The organism is Exiguobacterium acetylicum DSM 20416 (assembly GCF_000702605.1).
In the GTDB taxonomy this organism is placed as follows: Bacteria; Bacillota; Bacilli; order Exiguobacteriales; family Exiguobacteriaceae; genus Exiguobacterium_A; species Exiguobacterium_A acetylicum.
In genome coordinates, this window is sequence record NZ_JNIR01000001.1 from 1,985,600 (window position 1) to 1,999,002 (window position 13,403).

General features: G+C 48.2%; 13 protein-coding genes. All 13 read right to left on the reverse strand.

Going from position 1 to position 13,403, the window contains the following annotated elements; all coding sequences use genetic code 11:
- Positions 1–57: 57 nt before the first annotated feature.
- Complete coding sequence (locus P401_RS0110610) at positions 58–435, reverse strand: YutD family protein (RefSeq protein ID WP_029342423.1); 378 nt, start codon at positions 433–435, stop codon at positions 58–60.
- A 94-nt stretch (positions 436–529) separates the two neighbouring features.
- Positions 530–1,429 (reverse strand): lipoyl synthase, encoded by a 900-nt coding sequence (lipA, locus tag P401_RS0110615; RefSeq protein WP_023469150.1) that lies wholly within the window; start codon positions 1,427–1,429, stop codon positions 530–532.
- A 62-nt stretch (positions 1,430–1,491) separates the two neighbouring features.
- Positions 1,492–2,793 carry a bifunctional metallophosphatase/5'-nucleotidase gene (locus tag P401_RS0110620; protein ID WP_029342424.1) on the reverse strand — a complete coding sequence of 434 codons (1,302 nt, stop codon included), beginning with the start codon at positions 2,791–2,793 and terminating at the stop codon, positions 1,492–1,494.
- Between the two features lie 21 nt (positions 2,794–2,814).
- The gene (locus P401_RS0110625) at positions 2,815–3,657 is read right to left on the reverse strand and encodes a DUF72 domain-containing protein (protein WP_029342425.1); all 843 of its coding nucleotides are present in this window, start codon (positions 3,655–3,657) and stop codon (positions 2,815–2,817) included.
- Between the two features lie 167 nt (positions 3,658–3,824).
- Complete coding sequence (locus P401_RS0110630; RefSeq protein ID WP_029342426.1) at positions 3,825–4,898, reverse strand: acyltransferase; 1,074 nt, start codon at positions 4,896–4,898, stop codon at positions 3,825–3,827.
- A 404-nt stretch (positions 4,899–5,302) separates the two neighbouring features.
- Positions 5,303–5,854, reverse strand: a complete 552-nt coding sequence (locus tag P401_RS0110635; RefSeq protein ID WP_029342427.1) for a dihydrofolate reductase family protein — start codon at positions 5,852–5,854, stop codon at positions 5,303–5,305.
- 84 nt (positions 5,855–5,938) lie between these two features.
- On the reverse strand, positions 5,939–7,336 hold the full coding sequence (gene sufB / locus P401_RS0110640; protein ID WP_023469154.1) for a Fe-S cluster assembly protein SufB: 1,398 nt from the start codon (positions 7,334–7,336) through the stop codon (positions 5,939–5,941).
- Positions 7,337–7,372: 36 nt separating this feature from the next.
- Positions 7,373–7,807 carry a Fe-S cluster assembly sulfur transfer protein SufU gene (gene sufU, locus P401_RS0110645; protein WP_023469155.1) on the reverse strand — a complete coding sequence of 145 codons (435 nt, stop codon included), beginning with the start codon at positions 7,805–7,807 and terminating at the stop codon, positions 7,373–7,375.
- Positions 7,797–9,020: a cysteine desulfurase gene (locus P401_RS0110650; RefSeq protein ID WP_029342428.1), complete on the reverse strand. Its 1,224-nt coding sequence runs from the start codon at positions 9,018–9,020 to the stop codon at positions 7,797–7,799. The genes sufU and P401_RS0110650 overlap by 11 nt, the downstream gene beginning before the upstream one ends.
- 1 nt (position 9,021) lies before the next feature.
- On the reverse strand, positions 9,022–10,299 hold the full coding sequence (sufD, locus tag P401_RS0110655; protein WP_029342429.1) for a Fe-S cluster assembly protein SufD: 1,278 nt from the start codon (positions 10,297–10,299) through the stop codon (positions 9,022–9,024).
- Positions 10,300–10,317: 18 nt separating this feature from the next.
- Positions 10,318–11,103: a Fe-S cluster assembly ATPase SufC gene (gene sufC / locus P401_RS0110660; RefSeq protein WP_023469158.1), complete on the reverse strand. Its 786-nt coding sequence runs from the start codon at positions 11,101–11,103 to the stop codon at positions 10,318–10,320.
- A 133-nt stretch (positions 11,104–11,236) separates the two neighbouring features.
- A complete protein-coding gene (locus P401_RS0110665) occupies positions 11,237–12,487 on the reverse strand; it encodes an MDR family MFS transporter (protein ID WP_029342430.1) in 1,251 nt (416 codons plus the stop codon).
- A 79-nt stretch (positions 12,488–12,566) separates the two neighbouring features.
- Positions 12,567–13,400, reverse strand: a complete 834-nt coding sequence (locus P401_RS0110670; protein ID WP_029342431.1) for a MetQ/NlpA family ABC transporter substrate-binding protein — start codon at positions 13,398–13,400, stop codon at positions 12,567–12,569.
- Positions 13,401–13,403 lie beyond the last annotated feature (3 nt).

Genomic DNA, 13,403 nt, shown 5'->3' on the forward strand with positions numbered 1-13,403 from the left:
CTTATAGTAATAGCCGAATTCCGTCCACTAGAAACGCTTTTCTGTATGACAGTTTGATTACTCGCCTTCCGTCTTCTCTGGTGCAGGTGCGAACTTCCGTTTCAACTTCAACGTATTGGATGAAGAACCGTCGAAGCGAGGTGGTGCTTCTTCTCCTTCTACCAATCCGATCTTCTTGACGATGAAGTAGGCACATCCGAAGTTACAGTATTCGTAGAGATAATCCGCCACATGCGAAATCTTCGTATCAAATGTTGCTTTCTCGTGTTGATCCTCATAGAAGCCACGTAGCCGTAATTGACCGTGCCCCCAGTCCCCCACGATATAATCATATTTCTCAAGGACATCGCTAAAACGACCGATGAAGGCTTCCTCATTAAAACCTTCGCGCTTCTCTTCGACGACCTCATAACGTTCCCGATTGACTTGTATCATTATTCCCACCTCCTGCTGTTCTTATCATAGCATATTCCATTTCGCCTGGCAGACGAAAAACCGTCCGAGCAACTGCTCGAACGGTTTTTGATCATTAGTCGATCGGAAGTGCTGTTTTATTCTTTTTCGCTGCGTTGACTTGCTCATCCGCGTGGTACGACGAACGAACGAGTGGACCTGCCTCACAGTGCGAGAACCCTTTGCTGAGGGCAATCTGCTTCAGTTCAGCAAACTCTTGTGGTGTATAGTATTTGATGACGTCGAGGTGTTTTTTCGTCGGTTGGAGATACTGACCGATCGTCATGATATCGACGTTATTCGCACGGAGATCATCCATCGTTTCAAGAATCTCTTCCCATGTCTCACCAAGACCAAGCATCAAGCTCGACTTCGTTGGAATTTCAGGTGCGAGTTCCTTCGAACGACGAAGGAATTCAAGCGTCCGGTCGTAAGTGGCTTTCGCACGAACGGTCGGTGTCAGACGGCGGACCGTCTCGATGTTGTGGTTCATGATGTCTGGCTGTGCATCAATCAGCGTTTTTAATGCTTCGAAGTTCCCGCCCATATCTGAAGGCAAGACTTCGATTGATGTTTCTGGATTCATCCGACGGACTTCACGGACCGTCTCCGCATAAACGCCTGCTCCGAAATCATTCAGATCGTCGCGTGCGACCGCTGTGATGACCGCGTGCTTCAAGTTCATCAAACGGACGGATTCCGCGACACGTTTTGGTTCTTCGAGATCAAGTTCGTTTGGACGTCCTGTCGTCACGGCGCAAAAACGGCACGCACGTGTACAGATACTTCCGAGAATCATGAACGTCGCAGTCCGGCGTACCGCCCAACACTCGTGGATATTCGGACACTTTGCTTCCTCACAGACAGTATGTAGCTTTTTCTCGCGCATCATACTTTTTAATTCTGTGTAGGTTTCATTCGTATTCAGCTTGATTTTCAACCATTCCGGTTTACGTTGGATTTCTCCGCGTCCCATGGTTTCGCTTCCCCCTTCATCCCCAAAAAGTCAATTAATGTCTGCTTTAGTATAACAAACAATCAGCGTTTGCGAACATGCAATTCATTATATTCCGACTTCTCCGATAAGCGTTCGAACAACAAATCCCGTAACAATTCCGGCATGAAGTATTCTTTTGGCATCTCTTTGATTGCTGGGAAGAGTGGACCGAACGTGAACATATCCGGCAATACGACCGTGTAGTTTCGCGTTGGCTCAAGCGGTTGATGTGCCGCCAAACCAGCATAATGCATCCGCCCCATCAACTTACCTCGGAAACCGAGACCACGAACCTTCAGTTGTTCGAACTGATCTGTCTTGACTTCATCGAGGAAGGTTTGGACTTCCGCACCAGTCATCGTCACCTTACAAGGATTGATCGGATGCGGACAGAGTCGATGTAAATCAAAGGCAGAGACAGGACCTGGCGGAAGTGACCCAAGCAGAATACCTGCTGGAACACATGCGATATCAGCGTCACACCAGTCGCGCATCGTCTCGACAAGCAATTGCGAGAACGGCGACTCACTGAACCAATCATTGGCTAGACCCGCTGTCTCGCCAATCGGCTCCTTCATCTGTTGTTCTGCGAGATACTGTTCCCGGTCGAGTAGTTTCGCTGTCGCTTCATCTTCGACGTAATCGTGTAAGGAGTGAAGAACCGCTTCCTTCTCACCCGTATCCGTATTCATGTAGATTTCACCTGCATATTGACCGTGTTTCCCCGCTTGCGTGATCAAGACACCGTTCTTGACGACACCGTCATCGAGGACATGATGCGTATGCGCACCAATGATTAAATCGAGCTCCGGAAAACGCATTGCCAGTTCTTCGTCTTGATAAAAACCAAGGTGACTTAAACAAATCAAGACGTCAACTTCTTGACGCAACCGCTCGATTTCACGCGCTGCGACGTCAAACGGTTCTTCGATCGTCCAACCAAGTAAACCGTAAAGTTCGATATAAGGTGCCGTCAGACCGAAGACACCGACTTTACCGGTCGGTAATTCGTGAATGACACCTTGCTTCGCAAACGGTGCTTCTAAATTCGAGACGAGAACCGGAAAGTCCGCTTCCGTGTAGAGATCTGCTAACCAGTCGTGTGGAAAGGTGATGCCTTCATTGTTCCCGATCGTCACTGCGGTCGGCATCAACGCATTCAATAGATGTGTATTGATCTTTCCTTTTGTCGCTTCCGTCGCTGGATCGACGCGGTCAGCATGATCGCCGAGATCAAAAACGAGCGAATCATACGTCCGGTGTTCCTTGACGAAGGACATGTAGCGAGGCCACATGTCGAAGTGTGAGTGCAAATCATTATAGTGAATGATGTGTAACTTCATGCAGAAGCCCCCCTTGATGATTTAAAACAAAGAGATTTGTCGCGGCGCGAGTTCATAGTCGAGATCGAGAATCTCGATTAATCGTTTCGCATTCGGGGCAGCATCTCCTGCTGAGTTGTTATTGAAGAAAACATAGACATCCTTTGCTTCCGCCGCCACGTTTCGGACGTGACTTGCGAGTTCCTGTAACTCGTCTTCCGAGTAACGGTAGAGACAGCGGACTTTACGCCAATCGTCACTACTTTGACCTGGTTTCTTTAACCAGCCGGCTTTATTTCGTCCGTGGAGACGAATGAATGCCGTCTCCTGCGTCACGACTGGTACGAACGGTACGGAACCGTCTTCCGTCTGCGGTTCATCACAAATCGTATGAATGAACTGATGTTCCTTCAGAAAACGGAGTGTCCGCTCACGATAAGCATCTGAATACCACGATGGATTTCGGAATTCGATTGCGACTGGCAGTCCGGCAAGTGATTTTCGGATCGTTTGCAAATACTCTAAGTGCAGTTTACTAACATCGAACCAGGGTGGCAGTTGCACGAGAATCGCGGCAATCTTTCCACTCTTTCGCATCGGTTCGATCGACGCGATATATTGTTCAAAAATCGGACCGAGTGGATCTTTGTTTTCCCGGTCGTGCCCACTCATCGCCCGGTGGACTTTGACGATGAAGCGGAAACTATCCGGTGTCTCGGATACCCATTTCTCGTAGTTTCGTTCCGGTTGAATCGCATAGAATGTCGAGTCGACCTCGACTGCTGGAAAATGCCCGGCATAGGCAGCCAGTTTCTCTTTACGATCTTGCGGGGTCAAGTAGAGGCTATCATGATCTCCCCAGCCTGTGACACCGATATATATCATGCTCTCCTCCCCCTTACGTGTACTATTCTACCTATTCATCATAGCATAGCAGAATCCGGGATTTCTTCTTCAATGCTTCCTAAGCAAACACTCTTTTTTCAGAAAAAGACACCCCTCTCCTCCCTACTCATGTAGGAAGGAAAAGGATGCCTAGTCAATCGTTCTTATCATGAAGCAGTAGACTGTGCCTCGACCATTTTCGGAGCAGGCGCTCTTCGTTTTGGAACCGGAACGATATAGTTTCCGTACGGCAAAAGACTGATCACATAAGAGACAGAAATCGAAGCCGTAAGTGTGACGATCATCGCACAAATGAACATACTCGCAGAGTCGAAGTAAGCGAAGAGATCCGTCCGACCAATTCCGCGGATGACGAGCGGATGAATTAGATAGATGCCCATCGAATGCGTTCCGATCGTCTGGAAGATGCGCATCGCTGTCGCATCCATCCGGACACGACGGAAGACGTAGTTCAAGACGACGAGAACGAACGGGATGTACACAAGGTTCGAAATGTTCGTCGACGTGTACGTCCGCTCTAAATCAATGCTGACCCAGATATCAAGGATGATCAAGCCACTGATTAATAACAAGATTGTCCGATGACGCTTTAGGATCTGTTGAATCTCTTCATAATAGACGGCATATGTAATCCCCATCATGAAATAGGCGATCCAGTTGAGTAAGAAAGAGCGGCTATTGACGAGTCGATCGAGAAACGCGATGTCCGTCGTTAAGCTTCCTGATGTCAGCCAGAAGTAGTTGACGCCCATTGCCGCCACTGTTGCGACAAGTAGCAATGTTCCTTTCTTAAGTCGTGCAAGTACCGGAAATACGACATAAAACTGAAGTACCGTCAAAATGAAATACAGATGGAAGTTCGCCGTTCCATAGAGGAAGTAATCTGATAGCGGCATACCTGGTTTTAGACTATCTTCTACATGATAACGATACACGAGGTAGATCGTGCTCCAAATCAGATAAGGAATAAAGATCTTAGAGAAACGTGACTTGACGAATGTTCCAAAATCGAATCCTTTGCGCTGGACCATCGACATCAACAGAAACGCACTGATGATAGCAAAAATTGGCGTACCAATCCGAGAAAATTGATCGATGTAACCAATCGCTTCATTTTCGAATTCCCCTTTCGAATGATACAGACCTGCGATGACATGGACAGCAACGACCATGATTGCCGCAATCGATCGAATGACAGGAATTTCTTGATAAAATTTCATTTTTTCACACCTTAATCATGTTTATATATTTTTTCACAAAAGTTATTATAATCTATTTTCGTCCAAATTAAATGATAATATCCAAATTTTATCGGATGTAACGAAAAAGAATCTATTTTGAAATGAGGATTCTTCTTATACCTATCTGCTGAAACATCATGCTGCTTTTCTGTTCTTAATAGCTTGAAGAAAAAAGACAGAAGTGTTTTGTTCGCTCGAAATCGCTTCCTAGGGAAAAACAAGCAAGAGCGACCCTGCAGCGAAGCGAAGCGGCGTGATGCTTGTCCCAGGAAAACGATTCGAGATGAACAAAAAAGCGCAATCCTTCTCATTAGAGAAAAATTGCACTTTGTCTTCAATCTGAAAGAATCCCTTTTGAAATAAGAGACTCTTTTTTGTGAAGATTAGATTTTTTCGTAAGCTAACGCGATACATCCGGAAGCAAAGACACGTGTTTCAACTAACTGTAGCGTCTGTGGTTGATTGAACACCGGAAACATCCGTTTTCCACTACCGAGCAGAACAGGATAGATCACGACATGATAGCGATCGACGAGTCCGAGTTCAATTGCTTCAGCAGCAAGTGTCGCCCCACCAATCGCAATCTGTTTTCCAGGCAAGGATTTTAATGCTTGAAGTTCTTCCGCAAGTGACTGAGTCGCAAGACGCGCATTTCCTGTGACGGAATCAAGCGTACGCGAGAAGACGATCTTCTCAAGCGATTGCCAGGTTTTCGCATACTCCACGACAATCGGCTCATCTTCCTGATCCGCTGTCTCCCAGTACTGCATCATCTCGTACAAACGACGTCCGTAGACATGGGTATCAAACGCTTTCTCGTAGTCATTGAAATATTGATGTAATTCTGCGTCCGGTGAAGCGAAATCGATACTGCCTGACGCATCCTCGATATAACCGTCGAGTGAGACTTGAAAGGAATAAACGACGTCACGCATAGTAACCCCTCCTTTTTCACTCTTTACCCCAATTATAACTCCATAAAAAAACTCCCTCATCCGCAGATGAGAGAGTAAGACGAATTATCCGATTGAACCTTCCATCTCGAACTTGATGAGACGGTTCATTTCGACCGCATATTCCATTGGAAGTTCTTTCGTGAATGGCTCGATGAAGCCCATGACGATCATTTCCGTTGCTTCCTCTTGTGAGATCCCGCGGCTCATGAGGTAGAACAATTGCTCTTCCGAGACCTTCGAGACTTTCGCTTCGTGCTCGAGCGAAATGTTATCGTTGAGGATTTCGTTGTACGGAATTGTATCCGACGTCGATTGGTTATCCATGATGAGCGTATCACATTCGATGTTCGAACGTGCGCCTGTCGCTTTACGTCCGAAGTGAACGATACCACGGTACGTGACTTTACCACCGTGTTTTGAAATCGACTTCGAGACGATCGTCGACGACGTGTTCGGTGCTAAGTGAATCATCTTCGCACCCGCATCTTGGTGTTGACCTTTACCTGCGATTGCGATTGACAATGTCATACCACGTGAACCTTCACCTTTGAGGATGACGGCTGGGTATTTCATCGTCAGTTTCGAACCGATGTTACCATCGACCCATTCCATCGTTGCGCCAGCTTCACAGATTGCACGCTTCGTAACGAGGTTGTAGACGTTGTTCGCCCAGTTTTGGATCGTCGTGTAACGGCAGTAAGCGTTTTTGTTGATGAAGATCTCAACGACCGCTGAGTGAAGCGAGTTCGTCGTGTAGACCGGTGCTGTACATCCTTCGACGTAGTGAACCGATGCTTCGTCATCAACGATGATCAACGTCCGCTCGAATTGACCCATGTTTTCCGAGTTGATCCGGAAGTAGGCTTGAAGCGGCGTGTCGACTTTAACACCTTTTGGTACGTAGATGAACGATCCACCTGACCAGACCGCTGTGTTCAAAGCTGCGAACTTGTTGTCTGTTGGCGGAATCAATTTCCCGAAGTACTCACGGAAAATATCTTCGTTCTCTTTTAACGCTGTATCTGTATCTTTGAAGACGACACCGATTTCTTCGAGGTCTTCTTTCATGTTGTGGTAGACAACCTCTGACTCGTACTGAGCCGAGACACCTGCCAAGTATTTTTGCTCTGCTTCTGGAATACCGAGTTTGTCAAACGTACGTTTGATTTCTTCTGGTACTTCATCCCACGATTTCTCTGCCCGTTCAGACGGCTTGACGTAATACGTGATGTCGTCGAAGTTCAATTCTGAGAGATCGCCACCCCACGCTGGCATTGCTTGTTCGTTGAAGATCTTGAGTGATTTCAAACGGAAATCAAGCATCCATTGTGGTTCTTCCTTCATTTTCGAGATCGTTTCGACGACTTCAGTCGTCAAGCCACGTCCAGAACGGAAGATCGAGATATCGCGATCGTGGAAACCATATTTATAATCGCCAATTTCCGGCATGTTCTTTGCCATGTTCATTTCCTCCTCTTACTTGCTTGTGACCGAAGTTTACTTCCCTTCTTCTACGCCGCGTTCGAGCGCCTTCCAGGCAAGTGTCGCACATTTGATCCGTGCCGGGAATTTCGTGACACCCGAGAGTGCCTCGACGTCCCCGAGGTCGAACGATTCGTCGTCATAGTCTTTTCCTTGGACCATGTCCGAAAAGATATCCGCGAGTCGTAAGGCTTCTTCGATAGTCTTACCTTTGACGAGTTGCGTCATCATTGAAGCAGACGCCATGCTGATCGAGCAGCCCTCCCCGTCAAATTTCGCATCACGGACGACATCGTCTTCAATCGCGAGCTGGAGACGAATCGTATCGCCGCACGTCGGATTGTTCATGTCGATCGTGACGCCCCCCTCGATCGCACCGCGATTTCGGGGAGTTTTATAATGATCCATGATCACTTGACGATACAAGTGATCGAGATTGTTAAAATCCATGACTGAAATACTCCTTCGTTTGGCGAAGTCCTGTCACGAGTGCGTCAACCTCTTCTTTCGTGTTGTAGAGATAGAAGCTAGCGCGAGCCGTCGAGCTCGCTCCGAGCCAACGCATCAGGGGCTGTGCACAATGGTGACCGGCGCGAACCGCGATTCCTTGCATATCAAGGACGGTTGCGACGTCATGTGCATGGACATCACCGAGATTGAACGTGACGAGTCCGACGCGTTCTTCCGGACCGTAGATCGTGAGTCCGTCGATGTCACGCATTTGTGCCATCGCGTACTGCGCGAGTTCACGTTCGTGTGCTTCGACGTTCTCTAGACCAATCTCTTCTAAGAAATCAATCGCTGCTGATAAACCAACGGCACCAGCGATGATTGGTGTACCCGCTTCGAAACGATATGGAGACGGTTTGAACGTCGACTCTTCAAGACCAACGTAATCAATCATCTCACCACCGAATTCGACTGGTTCCATCGCATTGAGTAATGCCTTTTTCCCGTAAAGGACACCAACGCCTGTCGGACCACACATCTTATGTGCAGAGAAGGCGAGGAAGTCACAATCGAGATCCATGACATTGATCCGCTGATGCGGTGCACTTTGCGCAGCATCGACGACCATGACGGCACCGCGAGCGTGTGCAAGACGAGCGACTTCTTTGATCGGATTGATCGTACCGAGGACGTTCGAGACATGTGCCATCGCGACAATCTTCGTCCGGTCGGACAGTTGTGCTTCGACCGCTTCGACCGTCACGCGACCATCCGCTGTCAAATCAACGTATTTCAACTTCGCTTTTTTGCGTTTAGCGACTTGTTGCCACGGAATGAGATTCGCATGGTGTTCGAGGTACGTGACGACGATTTCGTCGCCTTCTTCGACATGCTCCATGCCGTAGCTTGACGCGACGATGTTGATCGCCGTCGTCGTGCCGCGGGTAAAGATAATTTCTTCATGGTGTTGCGCCTGGATGAAACGACGAACGTTCTCACGCGCACCTTCGTACGCATCCGTCGCTCGTGTTCCGAGCGTATGGACGCCACGGTGCACATTCGAATGAATCGTCTTATAGTAGTCGTCAATCGCATTGATGACGACGAGCGGCTTCTGCGAAGAGGCCGCACTATCGAGATAGACGAGTTTCCGGTCGTTGACCTGTTGGTCGAGAATCGGAAACTGATTGCGGATGGATGCATCGATTCCCATATTAGTTTACTTTCCCTTCGATGACTTGAACGAGACGTTCTTTCACCGAGTCAATCGCAAGTTCCGAGACGACTGGCTGGAGGAATCCGTGAACGACGAGGCGTTCTGCTTCCTTCCGTGAAAGGCCACGGCTCATCAAGTAGTAGAGTTGTAGTTCATCGACACGACCGACAGATGCCGCGTGTCCTGCCATGACGTCATCCTCATCGATCAAGAGGATCGGGTTCGCATCACCACGTGCCTTTTCAGACAACATGAGGACACGTTCCGTTTGAACGCCGTTTGATTTTGAAGCACCGTGATGAATCATCGACGTTCCGTTGAAGATCGATGTTGCTGAATCTTTTTGGACACCGTGGATCAAGATGAAACCTTCTGATCCTTTACCGAAGTGATCCGTCCGGACGTTGAAGTTTTGTTTTTGCTCTCCACGACCGACCGTAACGGCTTTCGTATCTGAGAACGAATCGTTTCCGACGAGATGTGTTTTTGTTTCTGTGACCGTGTGACCGTCATTCATGTGACCGAGTGCCCATTCAAGCTTCGCGCCTTGTTTGACGACACCACGACGGTTCATATACGTGATCGCACCCTTAGATAGCGTATCGACACCACCGAAGAGAACTTTTGCGTTGTCTTCGACGAAGACTTCTGTGACGACGTTGACGTTATGCGCTTCATCCCCGTAAGAGACGAAGTTTTCGATATACGTCAATTCGCTGTCCGCGTCTGCGACGATGATCGCGTGATGGTAAAGCGCTGCGCCTGATTGCTCAAGCGTATAGATCGCTTGCATCGGTACAGAAAGCTTGACGCCTTTTGGTACATAGAGGAACGTACCGCCGTTACGAAGTGCCGCGTTTAATGCCGAAAGACGATCTTCGTTGACTTGAACACCTTCCGTCATGAAGTACTTCTCGACGAGTTCCGGATGTTGTTTTAATGCGTCTTCGAGCGTCGTGAAGATGACGCCGTTCGCCGCTTCACTGTTTTGCGCATGAACGAGTTGTCCGTTACGCGTGACGAGCATGTGATCACGGTTTTCGCCGATCAATGCTTCGATATCTGAAGAAAGACCAGTGACGGTTTCGAGTTCCGTCGTACCTTCTGTGAAGTTCCAGCCTTCGATCTTGATTTTTTCTACTTTTGGCAATGCGAGCGTTGGGGCAAGATCAAGCGCGTCTTGACGCTTTGCGACCATCCAAGATGGTTCCCCTAAGCGAGTCGCACGTTCTGCCACTGCCTCGCGATTTACTGCAAGATTCAGTTCTACAGTCATCATGCTTCCTCCCTCGTCTTACGCTTTTGTTTCGATTTCGACGTCTTCGATGCCGAGTTCTTTTTTAACCCAGTCATAACCTTCTGCTTCGAGACGGTGTGCGAGTTCTTTACCACCAGACATGACGATTTTTCCGCCCATCATGATGTGGATGAAGTCTGGCTCGATATAGTTCAAGAGACGTTGGTAGTGCGTGATGATCAAGCAACCGAATTCAGGTGAACGCATTTCGTTGACACCTTTTGCGACGACTTTCAATGCATCGATATCAAGACCTGAATCGATTTCATCAAGAATCGCGATTGCTGGTTTAAGCATCATCATTTGAAGAATTTCGTTACGTTTCTTTTCTCCACCAGAGAAACCTTCGTTGAGGTAACGGTGTGCCATTTCTGAAGGCATCTCGAGAAGACCCATTTGTGAATCAAGCTCACGGATGAACTTCATGAGTGAGATTTCATCGCCTTCTTCACGACGCGAGTTAATCGCTGAACGAAGGAAGTCTGAGTTCGTGACACCACTGATTTCACTTGGGTACTGCATTGCGAGGAACATACCCGCTTGTGCGCGCTCATCGACTTCCATGTCGAGGACGTCTTCGCCGTCAAGTGTGACTGAACCAGATGTCACTTCGTACGACGGGTGACCCATCAATGCTGATGCGAGTGTTGATTTACCTGTCCCGTTTGGTCCCATGACCGCGTGGATTTCCCCGCCTTTGATTTCCAAGTTGACGCCTTTCAAGATTTCCTTGCCGTCGATCGCGACGTGTAGATCTTCAATCTTCAAGTGTGAAGCCTTCATGTTAGAATCCCTCCATCTATTCATTTCGTGACTGACGATTCAGAACACGAGCGTTACTAATTTAGTATCATTCTAATCTTAAAGAAACATGGCGTATTATTCAAGCGTCATCGCTCGCTGATTTTTCTCAAAATCATGCGTTTTGTTGAGAATCATTCGAAAGTTTCACCGGTTCCTCCAGTTCCTCGATCGTCGAACCCCGATGAATCCGTTGTGACAGTAAGAGTAGTGGTATTCCGAATAATGTCAAGCCCGCTAATATCCCGAAAATCGGTAACGGACGGTCCGCTCCATATAAACTTAACAAATGTCCTCCGGCGATCGGACCGATGGATTGTCCGATCGACGTCAAGCCCATCGCCCCGAAATAACTGCCCCGTAATTCCGGTTTGGCAAACCGATCGGTCAAGATGTCGGTCATCGTGAACATCATGACTTCCCCGCACGTGAAGATAACCATCGCGACAACCATCAGCCAAATTGAACTCACATTACCGATGATGAACAATCCGATCGCAACTGTCGCAATCCCGGTCGTGATCGAGACGAGCGGTGACGTTTTGACACCGAACTTCATGATCGGATACTGCACGATCAAGACGGTGATCGCATTGATCGTGATCAAGATCGCATAGAGTGTCTTTCCGCCTTCAAGCAGTGACGTCTCCGTCAAGAACTGTGGCAAGGTCGAGTTGAACTGGCTGTAACCAAAGACCCCGAAGATAATGCCGGCGAGTGCGAGTGTAAAGGCGATGTCCGTCCGTAACAGACGAACCGTCGCTCCGAACGAGACCTTCTTGCCACCGTGCGTCTCGGTGATCGGATGACGTTTGAATAAGAATCCAATCATCACCCCGTACACGATATAGACGAACGCCGTGATGTAAAACGTCGCTGACGTGTTCCCCGCACTCAGCAGTAAGGCGATTCCCGGTCCGATCGCTGCTGCGATGTTGATCATCGCGTAACGGATATTGAAGACGAATAATCGGTTCGCTTCGTCCGTCGTATCACTGATCAAGGCACGAGCAGATGGCTCGAAGATTGAGCGACAGACTCCGTTTAAAGCACTGAGCGTAAAGAACGCCCAAAATGTCTCGACTTGTGCCAGCGCAATGAAGACGATCGCGAACCCAATCGTTCCGGCGAGCATCATCGCCCGGCGACCATACCGGTCCGACAATGTACCGCCGATGAAGCTCATGACAAGACTGGCGATCGCTGAGATACTGAGGACCCAGCCAACATCGACCGGATCGAATTTCAAAACGGTCGTCATGTAGATGGCGAAGAACGGCATCGTGATGAACGTTCCGAGACGTGAGAAAAACGTTCCAAACAAGACCCCGAGTGTCAACGGATGCAGTTGACGAATGCGTTGCATATGATTCCCCCTAACCCCTGTTTCAGACAAATGAAAAGCATCCTTCCATTATATAGGAAGGATGCCGGATTCGGTGAACTTATTTACTGACTGGAACGACCGCACCTTTGTACTTGTCGAGGATCCAATCTTGGTTTTTCTTCTCGTGCAGCACGTCAAGAAGTGCTGTGACACGCTTGTCTTTCTCATCGCCGTCACGTGTAACGATGATGTTGACGTATGGTGACGACTCATCTTCTGAAGCAATTGCGTCTTTCAACGGGTTCAAACCGTTATCGATCGCATAGTTCGTGTTGATGAGGACGGCGTCGCCTTCATTGTTTTTGTAAGCTTGCGGAAGCGGCGATGCTTCGATGTTCGTCTTGAACTTAAGTTTCTTCGGGTTCTCCGCGATATCACCGAGTTGTGCATCTGTCGTTTTACCATCTTTAAGCTTAATCAATCCTTCGTTTTGAAGGAACGTCAAGACACGACCGCGTTCCGCGACGTTTGAGCTCGTCAGGATCGTTGCACCGTTTGGCAACTTATCGAGTGACTTGTATTTCTTCGAGTAGATCCCGAGTGGTTCAACGTGGACGCCACCTGCGTTCGCGAACTTATATGATTTGTTTTCTTTCTCTTGTTGCTCGAGATACGGTACGTGCTGGAAGTAGTTCGCATCGATTTCTTTTGAAGCGAGTGCTTTGTTCGGAAGTACGTAATCTTGGAACTTCTTGATTTCAAGCTTGTAACCTTTTTCTTCGTATTCTTTTTTAACGTGCTCAAGAATCTCAGCGTGCGGTACGTTTGATGCACCAACGACGAGTGTCTTGTCGTCGCTACCTGATCCTGATGATTTTTCACCACATGCAGCAAGGCTGATTGCTAAAACGGATACAGCGGCAGTACCTACGAATTTTTTCCAAGTTTTCATGAA